General features: G+C 67.9%; 22 protein-coding genes. 10 read left to right on the top strand and 12 right to left on the bottom strand.

Features of this window, described 5'->3' with window-relative positions:
• Positions 1-27: 27 nt before the first annotated feature.
• The gene (locus tag MSG_RS05530; protein WP_096437771.1) at positions 28-1,035 is read right to left on the bottom strand and encodes a VWA domain-containing protein; all 1,008 of its coding nucleotides are present in this window, start codon (positions 1,033-1,035) and stop codon (positions 28-30) included.
• A gap of 53 nt (positions 1,036-1,088) precedes the next feature.
• Complete coding sequence (locus MSG_RS05525; protein WP_096437769.1) at positions 1,089-2,099, bottom strand: cupin domain-containing protein; 1,011 nt, start codon at positions 2,097-2,099, stop codon at positions 1,089-1,091.
• Between the two features lie 128 nt (positions 2,100-2,227).
• Between MSG_RS05525 and MSG_RS05520 the strand changes: the two genes are divergently transcribed.
• Positions 2,228-2,911: a GntR family transcriptional regulator gene (locus tag MSG_RS05520; protein WP_096437767.1), complete on the top strand. Its 684-nt coding sequence runs from the start codon at positions 2,228-2,230 to the stop codon at positions 2,909-2,911.
• Between the two features lie 229 nt (positions 2,912-3,140).
• Here MSG_RS05520 and MSG_RS25985 read toward each other — a convergent pair whose 3' ends face one another.
• The gene (locus MSG_RS25985; protein WP_162899151.1) at positions 3,141-3,506 is read right to left on the bottom strand and encodes a hypothetical protein; all 366 of its coding nucleotides are present in this window, start codon (positions 3,504-3,506) and stop codon (positions 3,141-3,143) included.
• Between the two features lie 199 nt (positions 3,507-3,705).
• Here MSG_RS25985 and MSG_RS05505 point away from each other — a divergent pair, with 199 nt between their 5' ends.
• Positions 3,706-4,110, top strand: a complete 405-nt coding sequence (locus MSG_RS05505; RefSeq protein ID WP_232011164.1) for a hypothetical protein — start codon at positions 3,706-3,708, stop codon at positions 4,108-4,110.
• Between the two features lie 187 nt (positions 4,111-4,297).
• Here the strand turns inward: MSG_RS05505 and MSG_RS24780 are convergent, their stop codons facing one another.
• From MSG_RS24780 to MSG_RS05485, 5 genes are all read right to left on the bottom strand, one after another.
• Positions 4,298-4,588 (bottom strand): hypothetical protein, encoded by a 291-nt coding sequence (locus MSG_RS24780; RefSeq protein WP_145958453.1) that lies wholly within the window; start codon positions 4,586-4,588, stop codon positions 4,298-4,300.
• A 179-nt stretch (positions 4,589-4,767) separates the two neighbouring features.
• Positions 4,768-5,133 carry a hypothetical protein gene (locus MSG_RS05500; RefSeq protein WP_096437763.1) on the bottom strand — a complete coding sequence of 122 codons (366 nt, stop codon included), beginning with the start codon at positions 5,131-5,133 and terminating at the stop codon, positions 4,768-4,770.
• 52 nt (positions 5,134-5,185) lie between these two features.
• The gene (locus MSG_RS05495) at positions 5,186-6,274 is read right to left on the bottom strand and encodes an adenosine deaminase (RefSeq protein WP_096437761.1); all 1,089 of its coding nucleotides are present in this window, start codon (positions 6,272-6,274) and stop codon (positions 5,186-5,188) included.
• Complete coding sequence (locus MSG_RS05490) at positions 6,271-7,572, bottom strand: thymidine phosphorylase (protein ID WP_096444104.1); 1,302 nt, start codon at positions 7,570-7,572, stop codon at positions 6,271-6,273. The genes MSG_RS05495 and MSG_RS05490 overlap by 4 nt, the downstream gene beginning before the upstream one ends.
• Positions 7,573-7,580: 8 nt before the next feature.
• Positions 7,581-7,982, bottom strand: a complete 402-nt coding sequence (locus MSG_RS05485; protein WP_096437759.1) for a cytidine deaminase — start codon at positions 7,980-7,982, stop codon at positions 7,581-7,583.
• 228 nt (positions 7,983-8,210) lie between these two features.
• Between MSG_RS05485 and sdhC the strand changes: the two genes are divergently transcribed.
• The 4 genes from sdhC to MSG_RS05465 are packed head-to-tail and all read left to right on the top strand — an operon-like array spanning position 8,211 to position 11,596.
• The gene (gene sdhC, locus MSG_RS05480; protein ID WP_232011163.1) at positions 8,211-8,549 is read left to right on the top strand and encodes a succinate dehydrogenase, cytochrome b556 subunit; all 339 of its coding nucleotides are present in this window, start codon (positions 8,211-8,213) and stop codon (positions 8,547-8,549) included.
• Entirely contained in the window at positions 8,546-9,013 is a 468-nt protein-coding gene (locus MSG_RS05475; RefSeq protein WP_096437755.1) for a succinate dehydrogenase hydrophobic membrane anchor subunit, read from the top strand. Before sdhC ends, MSG_RS05475 begins: the two co-directional genes overlap by 4 nt.
• 19 nt (positions 9,014-9,032) lie before the next feature.
• Complete coding sequence (gene sdhA / locus MSG_RS05470) at positions 9,033-10,805, top strand: succinate dehydrogenase flavoprotein subunit (RefSeq protein ID WP_096437753.1); 1,773 nt, start codon at positions 9,033-9,035, stop codon at positions 10,803-10,805.
• A complete protein-coding gene (locus tag MSG_RS05465) occupies positions 10,805-11,596 on the top strand; it encodes a succinate dehydrogenase iron-sulfur subunit (protein ID WP_096437751.1) in 792 nt (263 codons plus the stop codon). The genes sdhA and MSG_RS05465 overlap by 1 nt, the downstream gene beginning before the upstream one ends.
• Here the strand turns inward: MSG_RS05465 and MSG_RS05460 are convergent.
• Both MSG_RS05460 and MSG_RS25460 read right to left on the bottom strand, forming a co-directional pair.
• Positions 11,593-14,130 carry a serine/threonine-protein kinase PknD gene (locus tag MSG_RS05460; RefSeq protein WP_096437749.1) on the bottom strand — a complete coding sequence of 846 codons (2,538 nt, stop codon included), beginning with the start codon at positions 14,128-14,130 and terminating at the stop codon, positions 11,593-11,595. The two genes, MSG_RS05465 and MSG_RS05460, sit on opposite strands and share 4 nt — an antisense overlap.
• Positions 14,131-14,204: 74 nt before the next feature.
• Positions 14,205-14,642 carry a condensation domain-containing protein gene (locus MSG_RS25460; RefSeq protein WP_096444102.1) on the bottom strand — a complete coding sequence of 146 codons (438 nt, stop codon included), beginning with the start codon at positions 14,640-14,642 and terminating at the stop codon, positions 14,205-14,207.
• A gap of 81 nt (positions 14,643-14,723) precedes the next feature.
• On the opposite strand from MSG_RS25460, the gene MSG_RS05450 reads away from it, so the two are divergent.
• Positions 14,724-15,347, top strand: a complete 624-nt coding sequence (locus MSG_RS05450; protein ID WP_096437747.1) for a carboxymuconolactone decarboxylase family protein — start codon at positions 14,724-14,726, stop codon at positions 15,345-15,347.
• Here the strand turns inward: MSG_RS05450 and MSG_RS05445 are convergent.
• Positions 15,319-16,227 (bottom strand): sigma-70 family RNA polymerase sigma factor, encoded by a 909-nt coding sequence (locus tag MSG_RS05445; protein ID WP_096437745.1) that lies wholly within the window; start codon positions 16,225-16,227, stop codon positions 15,319-15,321. The two genes, MSG_RS05450 and MSG_RS05445, sit on opposite strands and share 29 nt — an antisense overlap.
• A gap of 35 nt (positions 16,228-16,262) precedes the next feature.
• Here MSG_RS05445 and MSG_RS05440 point away from each other — a divergent pair, with 35 nt between their 5' ends.
• Positions 16,263-17,594 (top strand): aspartate aminotransferase family protein, encoded by a 1,332-nt coding sequence (locus MSG_RS05440; protein WP_096437743.1) that lies wholly within the window; start codon positions 16,263-16,265, stop codon positions 17,592-17,594.
• Between the two features lie 9 nt (positions 17,595-17,603).
• Entirely contained in the window at positions 17,604-18,608 is a 1,005-nt protein-coding gene (locus tag MSG_RS05435; RefSeq protein WP_096437741.1) for an SMP-30/gluconolactonase/LRE family protein, read from the top strand.
• Here the strand turns inward: MSG_RS05435 and MSG_RS05430 are convergent.
• Positions 18,605-18,835 (bottom strand): hypothetical protein, encoded by a 231-nt coding sequence (locus tag MSG_RS05430; protein ID WP_181159154.1) that lies wholly within the window; start codon positions 18,833-18,835, stop codon positions 18,605-18,607. The genes MSG_RS05435 and MSG_RS05430 overlap by 4 nt on opposite strands.
• A gap of 183 nt (positions 18,836-19,018) precedes the next feature.
• On the opposite strand from MSG_RS05430, the gene MSG_RS05425 reads away from it, so the two are divergent.
• Positions 19,019-20,248, top strand: a complete 1,230-nt coding sequence (locus MSG_RS05425; protein ID WP_096437737.1) for a D-alanyl-D-alanine carboxypeptidase family protein — start codon at positions 19,019-19,021, stop codon at positions 20,246-20,248.
• Positions 20,249-20,252 lie beyond the last annotated feature (4 nt).

The following is a 20,252-nucleotide window of genomic DNA, read 5'->3' as shown; positions in this document are numbered from 1 at the left end:
TTCGGCGTCGTTCAGCGTCATTCGAGCCTAAGCGGGCAGCCTGCGGTTGAGCAGCAGACCGGCCAGCACGGCGCCGGCCAGGGCTGCCGCGCCCAGCAGCATCCAGGCCAGGCTCGCGTCGCCCTTGACGGTTTCGTAGCCGATCTGGCGTTGCAGGGTGGAGTAGACGTTGTTCAGCGACTCCAGGCTGTCGGCGTGGAAGGCCTGCCCGTCGGTGATCTTGCAGATCTCCTGCAGGGTCTGGTCGTCGACCGGAACCGGGATCGTCGCGCCCTGATACACGACGGTGCCGTCGGGCGTGCCGAACGAGATCGTCGAGATCTGCACCCCCTCGGCCTTGGCCGCGCGCGCCGCGGTGAACGCGCCCTGCGGCGCGTTGGGATCCAGCGGGACGTTCTCGGCGCCGTCGGACTCCAGCACGATGCGCGCCGGCGGCGGCCCGTCGCCGCCGCCCATCACCGCGCCCACCGTCGCGATCGCCTGCAGCGCGGTGAAAATCCCCTCCCCCGTCGCGGTTTTCGGCGCCGGCCGCAGTCCGTCGATCGCCGCCTTGACTGCGCCGCGGTTCGTCGTCGGCGACACCAGCAGTGTGGCGTTGGCCGCGAAGGCGACCAGCCCGAGGTTGATCGCCGGCGTCAGCTCGTCGGCGAACCGCTTGCCCGCTTGCTGCGCGGCGGCCAGCCGGTTCGGCGCGACGTCGGTGGCTGCCATGGATTCCGAGATGTCGATGACCAGCATGACCACCGCGCGGTTGAGCGGGATCCGGATGTCGCTCGTCGGGCCGGCCATGGCCGTCGTCAGCAGCACCAGCGACGCGGCTAGCAGGATCATCGGGATGTGGCGCCAGCGACTGAGCCGCGTCGGTGCCACCCGCTCGAGCACTTCCATGTTGGCGAACCGCAGCACCCGGCGGCGCCGGGCGAATTGCTGCACGACGTAGATGCCGATCAGCAACAGCACCGCCAGCAGGAACAGGAAGAACCAGGCGTGCTCGAAGCCCGTGAGCGACACCGGGCCCAACAGGGGCACCTTCATGTCCAGCCACACTATGCGTCAAACGTTTGCGGCGCATGGACCGCCGCGACCGGTCAACCGGCGACGAGATCCCGGCGCTGCGTGAATTTGATGTCCAGACTGCGCAGGTGGGTCTGCAGGCCCGCGTCCTGAACGGGGATCAGGTGGGCGGGTTGGTCGGTCTCGTTGAAGTGGGCGTGCCACATGCCCGGCGGGGTGGTGAAGGCGCCACCGGCCTGCCAGTCCACCCGGATCGGGTCGACGATGTTGCCGCGCTCATCGAGACGCGTGCCCAGCAGGGAGTAGCAGCCGTTGGGTGGGGCGTCGAGAATCAGGTCCAGCGCGACCGACTGGTGCCGGTGCGGGCGCTGCTCCTGATTCGGCGGCAGCACACCGAACATCGCCCACAGGACGTGGGTGATGGTCAGCGTTTGCTCTTGGTTCTCGTTGGCCAGCAGCACGCTGACCCGGCTCTTGTCGTTGGCGCCCGGACGCGACGCGATCTCCTCCAGCTTGGACACGGCGTCCGTGCGACGGAACTTGGTAGCCCGGAACCGCGGCTCGCGGGCTTCGGCGCCCAGGTAGCGCATCAGCGGCTCGTCGTGCACCCAGTACATGGCCGCGTCGGCGTCGGCGTAGAACACCGAGCTGGCACCGGCCGGCAGTGTCAGGAAATCGCCCTTCTCCCACCTGACCAGTTGGCCGTTGACCGCGGCGAAGCCCCGGCCATAGAGCACGTAATACAGCTGGGAGGTGGCGTTGGGGCTGGTCTGGACCTGCTCGTTGGCCCGGATGCGGACGAAGTTGGCCAGCAGGGCCGGGCTGGTCGCCGCGCCGGTCTTGATGCCGAGCGCGTCGGACAGGTCCAGCGGGACGATTCCGGTCGGCTTGTCCATGTAGACCTCGGGCCCGAACTGGGTAACCGGCACTTGCGGCGCGTCTCCCGAGCCGATCGGGTTGGCGGCCTTGGAGTACTCGAAGTAGCAGGCGTCGTCGGCCCAGTCCACGAACCGGCCTTCAAAGCCGTACTCGGCCACGTTGGTCATCGGCGCGGGGACTGTCGGATCCAGGTTCACGGTCGACATTCGAACTCCTCATTCGGCGGTAGCTTGTGTCTTAATAGTATCTATCTTGTATCTCAGCGTCAATCCTCGCAGCTGGCGCACGGCGGTGTAGGTTCTGGGATACGACTGAGCTACCGGAAGAGAGTGACGTGGCGGTAAAGACCTCGCGGCCGGCTACAGCCAAGGACCGCGCCCTCGACTACGTCAAGACCCAGGTGCTGACCGGCGCGTTCCCCGGCGGGGAACTGATCAGCGAGGGCGACGTCGCCGCCACGTTGGGTATGTCGCGCACGCCGGTACGCGAGGCGTTCCTACGGCTCGAGGCCGAGGGGTTGCTGCGGCTCTACCCGCAGCGCGGCGCGCTGGTGGTTCCGGTCTCCCCCGATGAGGTGCGCTCGGTGATCGAGGCCCGGCTGGTGCTCGAGCAATTCGCGGCCGGGAAGGTGGTGGCCGGCGGCCAGAGCACGTGCGCCGCGGTGTTCGAACGACTCTCCGGTGAGCTGCAACGGCAGCGCGACACCGCGGCGGCACAGGACTGGCCGGGATTTCTCGACGCCGACCGCGCGTTCCACGCCATCACGCTGGAAAGTTCGGGCAACACGATCCTGTCCGGGTTCTACTCGACGCTGCGCGACCGGCAGATGCGAATGATCGGCGAATCGGCGCTGCGCGAGCCGCAGCGGGTGGCCACGATCATGGACCAGCACCGCGATATCTCCGAGGCCCTGCGCGACGGCGATCTGCAGCGGGCGCTGCGCGCCGTGCGGAGCCATCTGGCCAGCACGCTGCGTGCCATGGGTCTGTCCGCCGAGCCGTTGCCCGTGGGCGGCTGACCTGTCGGGGGCGGTCGCACCCCCAGCAGCACCGACCCATAGTGCTATCTGACCGCGCTGGAGTCCTCCGATTCGTCAAACGCACCACCCAGCGATTGGACGCTGAACGCTACGACACCGAGCTCGGCCCGACGCTGGTGAACAGGCCCGAACAGACAATCTTGGACCTCGCCCACCGTCCTAAACTTGGCGACGCCGAAATCGATATCCCTAGTGCCGTCGCAGCACTTTACGAGCGCAGCGACAAAGACCACCTACAAGCTCTGGCGACCGAACAAAAACGCACAGCATCACTGGAATGGGCGGAAGCCTGGACCCGACAGTGAACAGAGACGAAATAGCGGCCGTCACTGAACAATTCGGCGTCGCGACTGAACAAGTCGAACGCGACCACCTCATATCCCATCTCCTTGGCTATCTGAGCCGGGACTTCGGCGACCGAATCCACTTCATCGGCGGCACCGTCATTTGGTCCCTGCCGCGGGGCCGCCGACACGTCACCCTGCCGGGTAGTGTCGCGCTGTTCCCGACCCAGCGCGCCGGCACCGGCCTCCCGCACACAACCGGCGCGCAACCGCGCCGCGCGCATCGCCACCCAACGCCAGCACAACCGGGCGGCACGCGAAGCCGGACGAACGCGGTGGCAATACGCCTGCGCGAGGCCGGCCGACGCCGACGACCCCCGAAACTCCGCCGTTATAGCGGGTATTTCTGCGAGATTTGGGATCGGTAGCGATCCGCGGGTGTGTACTTGCTGCAATCCAGCAGCAAACTTCAAGAAAGGCCGCGAGGCGATGACACACCGCTACACCGTCAAGAGGTTGATGTCCGGGGCGCTGCTGTCGAGCGGCGTGGCGTTGTCCGTGCTCGGCCTGGCGGCCGGCACCGCCGAGGCCCAGATCGGCATCCCGATTCCGCTCGACGCCTGGCCCGGTTGCCCGAACGATCACCCGTCGGGGCCGTGCCACTGGTGCCCAGGACAACCGTTGCCGCCCACCGGCAATCACGTCACCAACCCCGTGCGCTGGGACAACAACGTATGCCACACCTACTACTACGTCTACTTCGGACAAGGCAATGTCGCTCAGAACATCTGGGACGGCGCGGACCCACCGCCCCCGCCTCCACCGGGGCCGCCCGGCCTGATCAACAAGGACAACTGCCAGCAAATCCTCGGGATTTTCTGCCCGCACGCGTGACAGCGTGCTATGGCAGGGGTGTCCGCGGCGCAGCCCCTACGCTCCGAAAGCTCCACCCCCAGGCCCGCCGCCGGCGGCTCCGCCCGCACCACCACCGGCGGCGCCGGTGGCCCCACCGCACGTCGACACGCCGGCAATGAGCGGGATGGGCATGGGCCACATCTAGCGGACCCGTACGTCCGGCGAATCAGATTCCGACGCAGAGGCTCAGGAAGCGCAGGGGCGCGCAGATGCTGGCCGAAACGTATGGCCGCGGACCGGACCACGCGGGTGGCGGCGGCGGCGGAGGCGGCGGGCCTGGCGGAGGCGGTGGCGGCTGCGCCTCAGCCACCACGCACGTACCGGTCGGCGCGTCATACACGGTGCCCTGGCCGCACTCGGCGGCCCGACTCGGCGCCGGCGAAATGGCGGCCGCAGCGAACTGCAGCACGAAAATCGCCGGGACGATGAGTGCCAAACGATTAGCTATGCCGGTCATCCCATATCTCCCTACGCGGGAACGCTACTGCAATTGCACGTCTGTCAAAAGGGGGGTTGACGTAGCATTTCGCCGCAGTTCACGGGCCGGCGACGGTGCGAACGCGAGCGCGCGCGGCAGCAGCGCCGAATTTGCAGCGGCGGCGTCTCGGGGCGGGGCGGGTTGTGGCGCGGTCGAAGTCAGCGCCAGCCATCGGGCAGGTCGCCGATGTGTCTCGGGCAGTCGTTGCGGGCACCGTCGGCGATGGCGTGGGCCGCATCCAGTGGTGGCATTTCCTTGGAAAGCGCGCGCATCGCGTAGTCCACTGGCGTCAAGCCCACGTGCATGGAGCCGGCGTAATCGTCCATCAGAGCGCACGCCTCGCGGTCGCGCGCGCTGTCGGCGTGCACGACGCCGGTGCCGAACCATGCGGCCAGGCCCGCCGCCGTAACGAGCGTGGAAATTCGGAAGGTGTGCCGGCCGGCGGCCTTCGTACCCGAGGCGCCGTGCCGACGCGCAAAATCAGTGCCGGCGTACTGACATGTGTCCAACGTAGCCGCAAACATGTGCGGCTATTCCCACATCGGCCGGCCGCCAAACCAATTCCGCCGCGGCGCGTTAGCCGATCAGCACGGCGTACCGCGGCTTGATCACCTCGTCGATGATCGCCAGCCGTTCGTCGAACGGGATGAACGCCGACTTCATCGCGTTGATGGTGAACCGCTCGAGGTCGCTCCACCCGTAACCGAAAGCCTCTACGAGACGGTGCATTTCAATGCTCATCGTGGTGTCGCTCATCAGGCGGTTGTCGGTGTTGACGGTCACCCGGAACCGCGCCCTGGCCAGCAGATCGAAGGGGTGGTCGGCGATGCTTTTGACCGCGCCGGTCTGCACATTCGAGCTGGGGCACAGCTCCAGCGGAATTCGCTTGTCGCGCAGGATCGATGCCTGTTGGCCTAGCCGGACAACCCCATCCTCGAGCACGTCGATGTCGTCGACGATGCGCACGCCGTGGCCCAACCGGTCGGCGCCGCAGAACGCGATCGCCTCGTGGATGGACGGCAACCCGAAGGCCTCACCCGCATGAATGGTGAAGCGCGCGTTATGGTCTCGCATGTACTCGAAGGCATCAAGGTGTCGGGTCGGCGGGTTGCCGGCCTCGGCGCCGGCAATGTCGAACCCGACGACTCCCTTGTCCCGGAACCGGATGGCCAACTCGGCGATCTCCCGCGACACCGCGGCATGGCGCATGGCGGTGACCAGCAGGCGCACCTTGATCGGCCGCCCCGCCGCCGCGGCGGCCTTTTCGCCGGCGGCGACGCCCTGCAGCACGGCATCGACGATCTCGTCGAATGACAGCCCGCGATCGATGTGCAACTCGGGAGCGAACCGCACCTCGGCGTAGACCACCGAATCGGCGGCCAAATCCTCCACGCACTCGTAGCCGACCCGGTACAGCGCGTCGGGTGTCTGCATCACCGCGACGGTGTGCGAGAACGGCTCGAGGTAGCGCTCCAGTGAGCCGCTGTGTGACCGGGTGCGAAACCAGGTCGCCAGCTCTTCGACGTCGGTGGCGGGCAGGCCTTCGTAACCGATCTGCCCGGCGATGTCCAGCACGGTCGACGGGCGCAGCCCGCCGTCGAGGTGATCGTGCAGCAGGGCCTTGGGCGCCTTGCTGATCTGCTGCAGACCCAGCGGCGCGGTCACGTCACGATCCGATCGATGATCAGCGGCCGCGGCGTCGGCGCCGCGTCGCCGACGCTGAAGGCGCCGTCCAGCTCGGCCATCGCGGCGCCGAAGCGTTCCGGGGTGTCGGTGTAGAGGGTGAACAACGGCTCGCCGGGCGTCACGGGTTCGCCGGGGCGGCGGTGAATCCTGACGCCGGCGCCGGGTTGCACCGCTTCGCCCGGCCGGGACCTGCCCGCACCGAGCCGCCAAGCCGTGAGACCCACCGCCATCGCGTCGATATCGCCCATTGTGCCGCCCCGCCCCGCGGTCACGGTCTCAGAGTGCGCACCGATCGGCAACGGGACCGACAAGTCGCCGCCCTGGGCCGCGACCAGCCGCCGGAACCGGTCCATCGCGGTCCCGTCCCGAAGCGTCTGCGCCGGGTCGCGGTCGTCGATCGCCACCAGGTCGAGCATCTCGCCGGCCAGCCGCAACGTCAGCTCCACGACGTCCGCCGGACCGCCGCCGGCCAGCACCTCCATGGCCTCGGCAACCTCGAGCGCGTTGCCGACGGTCGCGCCCAGCGGCCAGTTCATGTCCGTCAACAACGCGCGGGTGGGCACGCCGTGCGCGGCCCCCAGATCGACCATGGTGTGCGCCAGCGCCCGGCACTGCGCCTCCGAGTCCAGCAGCGCCCCGGCGCCCACCTTCACGTCGAGCACCAGCGCGCCGACTCCCTCGGCCAGCTTCTTGCTCATCACCGAGCTGGCAATCAGCGGCAGGGATTCGACGGTGGCGGTGATGTCGCGCAGCGCGTACAGCTTCTTGTCCGCCGCCGCCAGCTGACCCGCGGCGAATATCGCCGCCCCGACCTCGCAGAGTTGTTGCTGCAGCCGCTCGTTGGACACCTCGACGCGGAAGCCGGGGATGCATTCCAGCTTATCCAGGGTGCCGCCGGTGTGACCCAGCCCCCGTCCCGACGCCTTGGGCACCGCGACACCGCACGCGGCGACGATCGGGACCAGCGCCAGCGTGGTCTTGTCGCCGACCCCGCCGGTGGAGTGCTTGTCGACCGTGCGCAGCGGCGTACCGCCGTGGCACAGGTCGCGGAAATCCATTCGCTCGCCGGAGGCCACCATCGCCGCGGTCCACCGGGCGATCTCGCCCTCGTCCATGCCGCGCCAGAAGATCGCCATCAGCAGGGCGGCCATCTGTTCGTCGGCGACGTGGCCGTCGGTATAGGCGCCGATGACCCAGTCGATCGCGGCATCGGTCAGCCGGCCGCCGTCGCGTTTGGTCCTGATCACCGTCGGCGCATCGAAGGCTGCGTCGGATATCAAGTCGCTCAAGGACGTTCCCGGGCAAGGTCGTCGGCGCTGAAGGCATCCGGCAGCAGGTCCCCCAGGCGGCGCGGGCCGCCCGGATGGTCGACCAGCAGCTCGTCGCCCCCGTGCTCGAGCAGCAGCTGCCGGCAGCGGCCGCACGGCATCAGCGTCGCTCCCCGCCCGTCGACGCACGCCAACGCCACCAACCGACCACCACCGGTCGCATGCAGGGCGCACACCACACCGCACTCAGCACACAGACCCAGGCCATATGAGACATTCTCCACATTGCAGCCGGTCACCACCCGACCGTCGTCCACCAGCGCGGCCGCACCGACCGGGAAGCGCGAATATGGCGCGTAGGCTCTCGAAGATGCCTGTATTGCTTTGTCCCGCAACATTTTCCAATCAACTACCGGCATACCGCAACCCCAATCACCGACGGGCCGACTCCGCGAAATCACCCATAACTCTGGCACGACGACGGCGGCGCGCGCCGGTTTTGCTCGGTACCGACGCGTTTGTCGCCGGGCTAAGCTCGAGTGCCCGGCTTTAGCTTCCACAAAGGCGGTGAGGACTGGTTGAGCACGCAGGCGACGACCGCTAGCAAGCGGCGACCCCCCCGGACCCTGTACCGGGGAGATCCCGCGATGTGGTCGTGGGTACTGCATCGCATCAGCGGGGCCACCATCTTTTTCTTCCTCTTCGTCCACGTCCTGGACGCCGCGATGCTGCGGGTCAGCCCGCAGCTCTACAACTCGGTGATCCACGACTATCAGACGCCGATCGTCGGCCTGATGGAGTACGGCTTGGTCGCCGCGGTTCTCTTCCACGGCCTCAACGGCGTCCGAGTCATCCTGATCGACTTCTGGTCGCAGGGCCCCCGCTACCAGCGCCTGATGTTCTGGATCGTCGGCACCGTGTTCCTGTTGCTGATAGTCCCGGCCGGCGTGGTGATCGGCGTCCATATGTGGGAGCACTTCCGATGAGCACCCCCGACCTTCAGCTCGGTCGCGGCGATGTCGCCCCGGTCAGACAACGCAGCCACGACCGCCCGGCCAGCCTCGACAATCCCCGCTCGCCGCGCCGGCGCGCGGGCATCCCGAACTTCGAGAAATTCGCGTGGCTGTTCATGCGGTTCTCCGGCGTCGCCCTGCTGGTCCTGGCGATCGGGCACCTGTTCATCATGCTGATATGGGATAACGGCGTTTACCGCATCGACTTCAACTACGTCGCGCAGCGGTGGGCCTCGCCGTTCTGGCAATTCTGGGATCTGGCGCTGCTGTGGCTGGCGCAACTGCACGGCGGCAACGGCCTGCGCACCATCATCGACGACTACAGCCGCAAGGACAGCACCCGGTTCTGGCTCAACAGCGTGCTGCTGTTGTCGATGGGATTCACGCTGGTGCTGGGTACCTACGTGCTGCTGACCTTCGACCCGAACATTTCCTGATGGGAGGGAGGCTTACCCCGTGATCCAGCACCACCGCTATGACGTGGTGATCGTCGGCGCCGGCGGGGCCGGCATGCGCGCGGCCGTCGAGGCCGGTCCACGGGTCCGCACCGCGGTGCTGACCAAGCTCTACCCCACCCGCAGCCACACCGGCGCCGCGCAGGGCGGCATGTGCGCTGCGCTGGCCAACGTCGAGGACGACAACTGGGAATGGCACACTTTCGACACCGTCAAGGGCGGCGACTACCTCGCCGACCAGGATGCCGTCGAGATCATGTGCAAGGAGGCCATCGACGCCGTCCTCGACCTGGAGAAGATGGGGATGCCGTTCAACCGCACCCCGGAAGGCCGCATCGACCAGCGCCGCTTCGGCGGCCACACCCGCGACCACGGCAAGGCCCCGGTCCGCCGGGCCTGCTACGCCGCGGACCGCACCGGCCACATGATCCTGCAGACGCTCTACCAGAACTGCGTCAAGCACGACGTGGAGTTCTTCAACGAGTTCTATGCGCTGGACCTGGTGCTCACCCAGACCCCGACCGGCCCCGTCGCCACCGGCGTGGTGGCCTACGAGCTGGCCACCGGGCAGATCCACGTCTTCCACGCCAAGGCCGTGGTGCTCGCGACCGGCGGCTCCGGCCGGATGTACAAGACCACCTCCAACGCGCACACGCTCACCGGCGACGGCATCGGCATTGTCTTCCGTAAGGGACTTCCCTTGGAGGACATGGAGTTTCACCAGTTCCACCCAACCGGCCTGGCCGGCCTGGGCATCCTGATCTCCGAGGCCGTGCGCGGCGAGGGCGGCCGGCTGCTCAATGGCGAGGGCGAGCGGTTCATGGAGCGCTACGCCCCGACGATCGTCGACCTGGCACCGCGCGACATCGTCGCCCGCTCGATGGTTTTGGAAGTCCTGGAGGGACGCGGCGCCGGCCCCGACAAAGACTACGTCTACATCGACGTCCGCCACCTGGGCGAGGACGTGCTGGAGGCCAAGCTGCCCGACATCACCGAGTTCGCCCGCACCTACCTGGGCGTCGACCCGGTGCACGAGCTGGTGCCCGTCTATCCCACCTGTCATTACGTGATGGGCGGCATCCCGACGACGGTCACCGGACAAGTGTTGCGGGACAACACTTCCACGGTGCCGGGCCTGTACGCGGCCGGCGAGTGCGCGTGCGTGTCGGTACACGGCGCCAATCGGCTGGGCACCAACTCGCTGCTCGACATCAACGTGTTCGGCCGCCGCGCCGGCATCGCGGCTGCCGGCTACGCCCAGAGCCACGACTTCGTCGACATGCCACCGGAACCGGAGGCGATGGTGGTCGGCTGGGTGGCCGACATCCTGAGCGAGCAGGGCAACGAGCGCGTCGCCGACATCCGCGGGGCGCTGCAGCGGACGATGGACAACAACGCCGCGGTGTTCCGCACCGAGGAGACACTCAAGCAGGCGCTCACCGACATCCACGCCCTCAAGGAGCGCTACTCGCGAATCACGGTGCACGACAAGGGCAAACGTTTCAACAGCGACCTGCTGGAAGCCATCGAGCTGGGCTTCCTGCTGGAGCTGGCCGAGGTCACCGTCGTCGGCGCGCTCAACCGCAAGGAGTCCCGCGGCGGCCATGCCCGCGAGGACTACCCGAACCGGGATGACGTCAACTACATGCGCCACACCATGGCCTACAAGGAAATTGGGGCCGATAAGCAGGGCACCGATCTGCTCAGCGACATCACCCTCGACTTCAAACCCGTGGTGCAGACCCGCTACGAACCCAAGGAGCGGAAGTACTGATGACCGCCGACACCGAGCCCGAGACCCTGGACCCGCCGCTGCCGCCGATTCCGGACGGTGCGGTGATGGTGACCGTCAAGATCGCCCGGTTTAACCCCGACGACCCGGATGCGTTCTCGAAAACCGGTGGTTGGCAGAGCTTTCGGGTTCCCTGCTTGCCCAGTGATCGGCTGCTCAACCTGCTCATCTACATCAAGGGCTACCTGGACGGCACACTCACCTTTCGTCGATCCTGTGCACACGGGGTGTGCGGGTCGGATGCCATGCGTATCAACGGGGTCAACCGGCTCGCCTGCAAGGTGCTGATGCGTGACCTGCTGCCCGAGAAGAAGGGCAAGCAACTGACCATCACGGTCGAACCGATCCGCGGGCTGCCCGTCGAGAAGGACCTGGTGGTCGACATGGAGCCGTTCTTCGACGCGTACCGGGCGGTGAAGCCGTACCTGATCACCACCGGCAATCCGCCGACGCGGGAGCGGATACAAAGCCCGGCCGACCGCGCCCGCTACGACGACACCACCAAATGCATCCTGTGCGCATGCTGCACCACCAGCTGTCCGATCTTCTGGCACGAGGGCAGTTATTACGGCCCGGCGGCGATCGTCAACGCGCACCGGTTCATCTTCGACAGCCGCGACGAGGCCGCAGGCGAGCGTCTCGACATTCTCAACGAGGTCGACGGCGTGTGGCGGTGCCGAACGACGTTCAACTGCACGGAATCCTGCCCGCGCGGCATCCAGGTCACCAAGGCGATCCAAGAGGTCAAGCGCGCGCTGATGTTCTCGCGCTAACCGGGCGGGAGCTTCAACACGCGGTTGTTGCCCGAGTCGACGACGTAGACATTCCCGGCGTTGTCGACGCTGATGCCCTGGGGATGGTTGACTCCGTTGAACGGCAGGGTTTCCGACGAGTTGGATGCCGTGACAAACTTCGTGACTCGATTACCGTGGCTCTCGGTCACGTACACGTCTCCGCTGCTGTCGACGGCCACATCCTCCGGGTGCCCGACCACGAAAGGCAGCACGCTGGGAACCGTCGCCTTCCACGGCAGTTTCAGCACCCGCTCGTTGTCCCGATCTATGACGAACAGAGCGCCGTCGCCATCCACCGCCACGGCCGAGGGACACGCCAGGCCGGTGAACGGCAGCTCCGTCTCCTGGGTCGACTGCGCGAGCAGCTCCACCACCCGGTTGTGCGTGGCATCGGCGACAACAACGGCGCGGTCTTGTCGACCTCGGGGGCCGTGCTCGCGCAGATCGATCGCCACGCCCGTGGGTTCCCCGAGATCGGTGAAACCCAGCACCGTGGGGTTGGTCGACCCGGCCGCCAGCTGCAGCACCCGGTGTCGCGCGGGCTCGGTGACCGCCAAGTCACCCACGTCGTCGACCGCTATGTCCTCGGGACCGTCCAGGCCGGCCAGCGGTACCACCGTCTGGCTGGTGGAGCCCGCGGCCAGCTTCAGTAATCGGTTGTTACCGCTGTCGGTGACGTAGACGTCTCCCTTGGCGTCGACAGCGATCTCCTTCGGATTGTTCAAACCGCTGAACGGCAGCACGATCTGACCCCGCGCTTTCGCCGACGGGAACGGGAATTGGTTGGTGAGGCGCAAGGACGTGATGACGGCGACTACCACGACCACAGCGACCGCGGCGATGGTCAGAACGCGGGCGCGGCCACGCCCCTGTCGTGGGGTGGGCGGCGGCGACGGGACCGTGGGTACGGTGTCCCGGCTCGCGTGGTCCTCCGGGATGGCGGCGGAAACCTCGGTGAGGGCCGCGCGGGCAGCCGCGGCCAGTTCGGTTGCCGACTGGTAGCGGTCCACCGGTTCCTTCGCCATGCCCCGCGCGATCACCGCGTCGAACCCGACGGGTATCGCGGGGTCGACGCTGCTGGGTCTGGGCGGCTCGTCGGTGCGATGGGCCGCGGCCACCCCTTCCACCCCGCCACCGCTGAACGGCACCCGGCCGGTGAGGCACTCGAACAGCACGACGGCCAGTGAGTACACATCGCCACGAGCGTCGGCGGTAGTCGCGGCGTCGAAACGCTCGGGGGCCATGTACGCCGGGCTTCCCGGGACGACGTTGGTGAGCGTGACGCGAGCGGCGCTGGCCTCGTGCACGAGTCCGAAATCGATCAAGTACACGAAGTCGTCGCCGACCATCAACAAGTTCGACGGCTTCACATCGCGGTGCACCAGCCCGGACCGGTGCGCCGCCTCTAGCGCCGCGGCAACCTGCTCGACAATCCGCACCGCCCGCTCCGGACTCATCGGTCCGTCACGGCGAAGCGCCTCTTTGAGATCGACACCGTTGACTATCGGCATCACCAGATACAGCCGACCGTCGATCTCACCGGTCTCGTAGATCGGGATGATGTTCGGGCTGGCCAGCCGGCCCGCCGCATAGGCTTCCCGGCGAAACCGCTCCTGAAAACCCGGTTCGGCGGCAAATTCCGGCTGCAGCAACTTGATGGCGACATCCCGGCCCATCGCGGTGTCGTGGGCCCGGAACACCGCGCCCATATTGCCCTGACCGAGCTTCTCGAAAAGCCGAAAACGACCGAACTCCACTTCTTTTGGCGACACCGGGATCAAAACCGTGGCACCGGGCATGACAGCGTCGTGCACGGCGATGGCCAACTCGCGGACCGTTTGATAGCGGTCATCGGGATTGTCGGCCATGCCGCGGCGAATCACCTCGTCGAATTCCACCGGAATCGCCGCATCGACGTCAGTGAGCTTCGGCGGCCCATGCTCTGCGACAGTGGCAGGTTCAGGGGCAGGCCGGCCGGTCAGACACTCGTAGAGCACGGCGGTGAGGGCGTAGATGTCAGCGCGGGGATCGACGGTGTCGCCGCCGCCGGCTCCGAAATCGGTCAGGTAGACAAATGCGCCGCCCACCAACATGTTTGACGGCTTCAAATCGCCGTGCACCAGCCCAGAGGAGTGGGCGGCTTCCAGCGCCGTGCTGGCCTGCACGATCACCTGGGCGGCCACCATCGGACGCAGTGGCCCATCGCGGAGCAATTCCTGCAGGGTGACGCCGTCGGCCAGCAAGGGCATGGTCAGATAGAGCCGCCCGTCGATCTCACCGGTCTCGTAGATCGGGATGATGTTCGGATTGTTCAGTCGGGCCGCGATGGAGATCTCACGCCGGAACCGCTCCTGACGGCCGGGCTTGGCGGCCAACTCGGGCGGAAGCACCTTGATGGCGACTTCGCGATTCATCGTCGTGTCGTGGGCGCGATACACCGCGCCCGAGTCGCCCTCTCGAAGCAACTCGAGCAGACGGTAGCGCCCGAAGACCTCGCCATCCACCCCGGCCATCGCCAAGCCTCCTCTGCGCGCACGAAGTGGTGCCTGGATGCTACCAACGCGGAGCTCGCTCCGATGTTCGTCCGCTAGCTTTCGCGGGTCAGCACGCCGTGGTCATAGGCCGTCGTCATGTCGTCGACCACCTGCTGCCAGGCCGCCCGGTCGGCGGCGAGAGAACTGGCGGTGAGCACCAGCCGGTCGCGGGCACCGGGCAGCAGTGACACCGCGAACAAGCGGCCGGTGCGCATGTCGAAGCTCGCGCGTTGCCGCGAGATCGCGTCGGCGACCGTGGCGCCCGGCGGCTCGATCGCCCAGCCCCAGGCGCCACCCGGACGCGTCGCCCACTTGTCGAGGAACGGTTCGAACATGGTGCCCAGCGCCGGGTGAGCGGCGAAGACCGCCTCGATCGCGGTCCGCAGCCGCGTCTGATCCAGTCGTGCGTCGGCCCCCAGAACCTCGGTCCGGTATTCCGGGCGGCGGTCGTCGCGGCGCGGCAGGTCGGTAAGGCCGGTGTAGCTGGTCATGAACGCCACCCTGCGGCCGCGGCCTTGGCGGATTCTCAAAGCCGCCCGTCACACTTTCCGGGCCTGTCTCGTCAGCAGGGCATGACAGTGAAAACACGCATCGAACCCCTGCCCCCGGCGCGCACCGGCCTGCTGACCCGGGTCATGTACCGCCTCGCCAAGCGGCGCTACGGCCAGGTCCCGGAACCGTTCGCCGTTGCCGCGCACCATCGCGGTCTGTTGATCGCCGGCGCCTTGCACGAGACCATGGCCGAGCGGGCGTCGCGGACGCTGCCGGTCAGCGTGCGCGAGCTGGCGGTGTACTGGACCGCGCGCTCGATCGGCTGCTCGTGGTGCGTCGACTTCGGCTGCATGCTGCAACGCCTCGACGGCCTCGACATCCAGCGCCTGGCGGATATCGACAACTATTCCGCTTCAACGGCTTTCAGCGACGACGAGCGTGCGGCCATCGCCTACGCCGACGCGATGACGACCGACCCGCACACGGTGACCGACCAGCAGATCGCCGACCTGAAGGCGCGCTTCGGCGAGGCGGGCGTGATCGAGCTGACCTACCAGATCGGGCTGGAGAACATGCGGGCCCGGATGAACTCCGCGCTGGGCATCACCGAGCAGGGCTTCAATTCCGGTGACGCGTGCCGCATCCCGTGGGCTGGCGGCGGGTCGCCGCGAGTGCCTAACCGGAACGCAGCGGGGAACCCGTGAATTTCTCGGGGTTGGCGACATCCCATAGGGCGCGGACCTTTCCGTCGCACACCGTCAAGGCCATGATCCGCGGCATCATCTCGCGATAGACCTCGGTGCCGGGCGTGCCGGCCGAATAGGCGCCCAGTTCGCCGTTGACCAGCCCCAGTTCGTAGGAGGTGAACATCGCCGGGCCGTAGCGCGAGGCCAACCCGAACAGGAATCGGGCCACCTTGTCCGCACCGTGCATGACGTTGATTGCCGTGGGCGCCTTGCCATTCGCATCGCCGGTCAGCATCACGTCTGGGTGCAGCAGCGCAATCACGCCCGGCATGTCGCCGGCGGCCATCGCGGCCATCAACTTGCCGACCACCTCGTTGTGCGACGGATCGGGGTGCGTCGGAGCCTCCTGCGCGACGGCCTTACGGGCCCGCGAGGCCAGCTGCCGGGCCGCCGCCTCGTTGATTCCCAGCACCTCGGCGACTTCCGCGAACGGCACCGAGAACCCGTCGTGCAACACGAACGCGACCCGCTGATCGGGCGACAATCGCTCCAACACCACCATCACCGCGAACCGGGCGTCCTCGCGGGCCACCACGGCCGCCAGCGGATCGGCGCCCTGAGAAGGTGACAGGCCGGTCACCACCGGCTCGGGCAACCAGTTGCCGGTATAGGTCTCGCGGCGGTGCGCCGCCGACCGCAGCTTGTCCAGCCCGAGCCGGCTCACCACGGTCGTCAGCCAGGCCCGAAGATCGGCGATCGCCTTGGTCTGGGTCTGCCAGCGCAGCCACGCCTCCTGGACGATGTCCTCGGCGTCGGCCACGGTGCCGGTCAGCCGGTAGGCCACCGCCAACAGATGCGGTCGCAGCGCTTCGAACTCGCTGACCTGCGTTGAGGTCATGAAGAAAGCCTAGCCGGGCTAGGCTCGCTGACAACATGACCGAACATCTCTGGCTTCACTTCACCCGGCACGGGCCGGACTTCACGCCGCCGGTCATCGTGCGCGGCGAGGGCGTCACCATCTTCGACGACCACGGCCGCAGCTACCTGGACGGACTGTCGGGGCTGTTCACCGTGCAGGTCGGTCACGGCCGTGCCGAGCTGGCGGAGGCCGCCGCCCGCCAGGCCGGCACCCTGGCGTTCTTCCCGCTGTGGGGATACGCCACCCCGGCCGCGATCGAGCTAGCCGAGCGTCTGGCCCACTACGCGCCGGGCGACCTGAACCGGGTGTTCTTCACCAGCGGCGGCACCGAGGCCGTCGAGACCGCCTGGAAGGTGGCCAAGCAGTACTTCAAGCTCACCGGCAAACCCGGTAAGCACAAGGTGATTTCGCGAGCCATCGCCTATCACGGCACCACTCAGGGTGCGCTGGCGATCACCGGCCTGCCGCGTTTCAAGGCGCCCTTCGAACCGGTGACGCCGGGCGGCTTCCGGGTGCCCAACACCAATTTCTATCGCGCGCCCGAGCCGTTCGACACCGACGTCAAAGCGTTCGGGCAGTGGGCCGCCGACCGGGTCGCCGAGGCCATCGAGTTCGAAGGACCCGACACCGTGGCCGCGGTGTTCTTGGAGCCGGTGCAAAACGCCGGCGGCAGCATCCCCGCTCCCCCGGGCTATTTCGAGCGGGTCCGCGAGATCTGCGATGCCTACGACGTGTTGCTGGTCTCCGACGAGGTGATCTGCGCCTTCGGGCGGATCGGGTCGATGTTCGCGTGTAAGGACATGGGCTACGTGCCCGACATGATCACCTGCGCCAAGGGCATGACGTCGGGCTACTCGCCGATCGGCGCGATGATCGCCAGTGAGCGGCTGTTCGAGCCGTTCAAAGACGGCGCCACGATGTTCCCGCACGGGTATACCTTTGGCGGACACCCGGTTTCGGCTGCCGTCGCGCTGGCCAACCTCGACATCTTCGAACGCGAGGGGCTCAACGACCACGTCAAGACCCAGGCGCCGCGCTTACGCGCCGCCCTGGAGAAGCTGCACGACTTGCCCCTCGTCGGCGACGTGCGCGGCGAGGGGTTCTTCTACGGCATCGAACTGGTCAAGGACAAGGCGACCAAGCAGACCTTCACCGACGACGAACGCCGGGCGCTGCTCGGCCACGTGTCGTCGGCGCTGTTCGAGGCCGGGCTGTACTGCCGCACCGACGACCGCGGCGACTCCGTCGTCCAGCTGGCGCCGCCGCTGATCAGCGGTCAGGCCGAGTTCGACACCATCGAGTCGATCCTGCGCGGAGTGCTTTCGGAGAGCCAGGCGCGCATCTAAGGTCCAGGGATGGCGCGCAAACCACGCATCCACCCGGTCCGGTGGCAGCCGCCACCGATCGACCCGCTGCCGGACGTGCCGGCCCCCAACATCACGGTCGTCCCGCTGCCCGGCAACGGCCCCGAGGACGTCGTCGTCGACCCGTACGGCCAGTTGTGGACGGGCCTCGAGGACGGGCGCATCGTGCGGATCGCACCCGACAGCGGCGTGGCCTCGGTGGTCGCCGACACCGGCGGACGCCCGCTCGGCCTGCACGCCGCCCGCGACGGCCGGGTCCTGATCTGCGACAGCCACCGCGGGTTGCTCACCCTCGACCCGGCGAGCGGCAAACTGGACGTGCTCGTCGAATCGGTCGACGGCCGGCGACTCAAGTTCTGCTCGAATGTCACCGAAACATTAGATGGCACAATCTATTTCACCGAGTCGACGACTGACTTCCATTTCGAGCACTTCACCGCCCCGATCGTGGAGGCACGCGCCACCGGCGGCCTGTACCGGCTCGGCGCCGACGGCGCCGTCAACACGCTGGTCGACGGACTGTACTTCGCCAACGGGGTGACGCCGACGGCCGACGGCTCGGCGCTGGTATTCGCCGAGACCCAGGCGCGCCGGCTGTCGAAGTACTGGCTGACCGGGCCACAGGCCGGATCGGTGACACCGCTGGCGGCGCACCTGCCCGGCATGCCCGACAACCTGTGCACGGGTGCCGGTGGCCGCATCTGGGCCGCGCTGGTCACCGAGGCCAACCCGACGCTGGAAGCGCTGTTCCCGCGGTCGCCGATCATCCGCCAGGTGGTGTGGCGCCTGCCCGAGCGGCTGCAGCCGCGGATCAAGCCCGAGGTCTGGGCGGTCGCGTTCGACCCGGACAGCGGCGCGGCCGTCGCCGGCCTGCGCACCCAGCATCCGGACTTCGGTTCGGTGACCGGGCTGGTCGAGGCGGCCGGCAGGCTATGGCTGGGCACGATCGGCTTCCCGGCCGTCGCCTACGCGGACCTGGCGGCCACCGGGCTCTAGCCGGCGGCCCGCTTCACCGCGTCGGCGGCCATCAAGACCTCCCGGGAATGCGCCGCCGATGAGTTATTGGCCAGCCGCGTCAGCGCGTTGCACAGCCAGGCGAGCGCGGACTGCAGCTCGGGCTCGTGCGTCGTCTCGCGGAGCGCCTTGAGTTCGGCCAGCACCTGCGCGGTCCCGGCCCGCCGCACCTGGGTCGCCTTCTCGGCCTGCTTGACCAGTTGATCCAGCGACCTTGGATTCTTGGCGAGCCCCTTGGGACCCGTTGACCACACTCGAATTTTCGGAATAGCCGCCAGTGTAAGGGCTGAAGACCGCCGCCGCGCGCGCAGGCCGTGTTCGCAACTTGTGCCCCACCAGTCACAGCGCGGCTCCCGCGAATCGGGCGCGCAATCGCCTAGTCTGCACTCACCATGAGCTTCCTACGTTCCGCATCATGCCTGGCAGCGACCGCTTTTATGATCGCTGCCCCGATCACGCTCGGGGTGCCGGGCGCGGGCGCCGAGCCCAACCCCGGCCCGAGTGCGGGACCGCAGAATTGCCCGTATCAGGTGAACACTCCGCCCGCGGTGGACTCGTCGGAGGTACCCCAGGCCGGCGACGCCCCCATCCCGCTGGCCGTGCCGCCGAAACCGGTGGGCGGCGAGGCACTGTCCGGCTGCGGCGTCATCACCGCGCCCGGCACCCCGCCGGTGCCGAACGACGTTTCCGCCGAGGCCTGGGTGGTGGCCGACCTGGACAGCGGCGCCGTCATCGCCGCCCGCGACCCACACGCCCGGCACCGCCCCGCCAGCGTCATCAAGGTGCTCGTCGCGATGGCGTCGCTGAACGCGCTGCCGCTCAACAAGTCAGTGGTCGGAACCGCCGACGACGCCGCCGCCGAGGGCACCAAGGTCGGGGTGGACGACGGTGGAACTTACACCGTCAACCAGCTGCTACACGGGCTGCTGATGCACTCGGGCAACGACGCGGCGCATGCGCTGGCGATGCAGCTCGGCGGGATGCAGCAGGCGCTGGAGAAGATCAACGTGCTCGCCGCCAAACTCGGCGGGCGTGACACCCGGGTGGCCACCCCGTCCGGTCTCGACGGGCCCGGCATGAGCACCTCGGCCTACGACATCGGCCTGTTCTACCGATACGCCTGGCAGAACCCGACTTTCGCCGGCATCGTCGCGACGAAGACCTTCGACTTCCCCGGCCACGGCGATCACCCCGGCTACGAGCTGGAGAACGACAACCAGCTGCTCTACAAGTATCCGGGCGCGATGGGCGGCAAGACGGGCTACACCGACGACGCCGGCCAGACCTTCGTGGGCGCAGCCAACCACGACGGACGCCGCCTGGTGGCCGTGCTGCTGCACGGAACCCGGCAGCCGATCGCCCCCTGGGAGCAGGCTGCACACCTGCTGGACTACGGGTTTTCCACCGCGCAGGGTACCCAGGTGGGCGCGCTGATCGCGCCGGATCCGTCGCTGGTGACCAAGCCGGACAACGCGGCCGACAAGCCCGGCGCCGCCGCGGCCGCGAACCTGATCCCGGCGGCCAAGGCGCTGCCGGTGCGCGTCGGGGTCGGCGTCATCGGCACCATCATCGTGTTCGGTTTGATCATGGCCGCGCGCTCGATGAACCGTCGCGCCATATAGCCAG

Source organism: Mycobacterium shigaense (assembly GCF_002356315.1).
GTDB classification, from domain to species: domain Bacteria; phylum Actinomycetota; class Actinomycetes; order Mycobacteriales; family Mycobacteriaceae; genus Mycobacterium; species Mycobacterium shigaense.
Note: the sequence above shows the minus strand (reverse complement) of the source record. Positions and strands in the feature narration are given on the sequence as shown.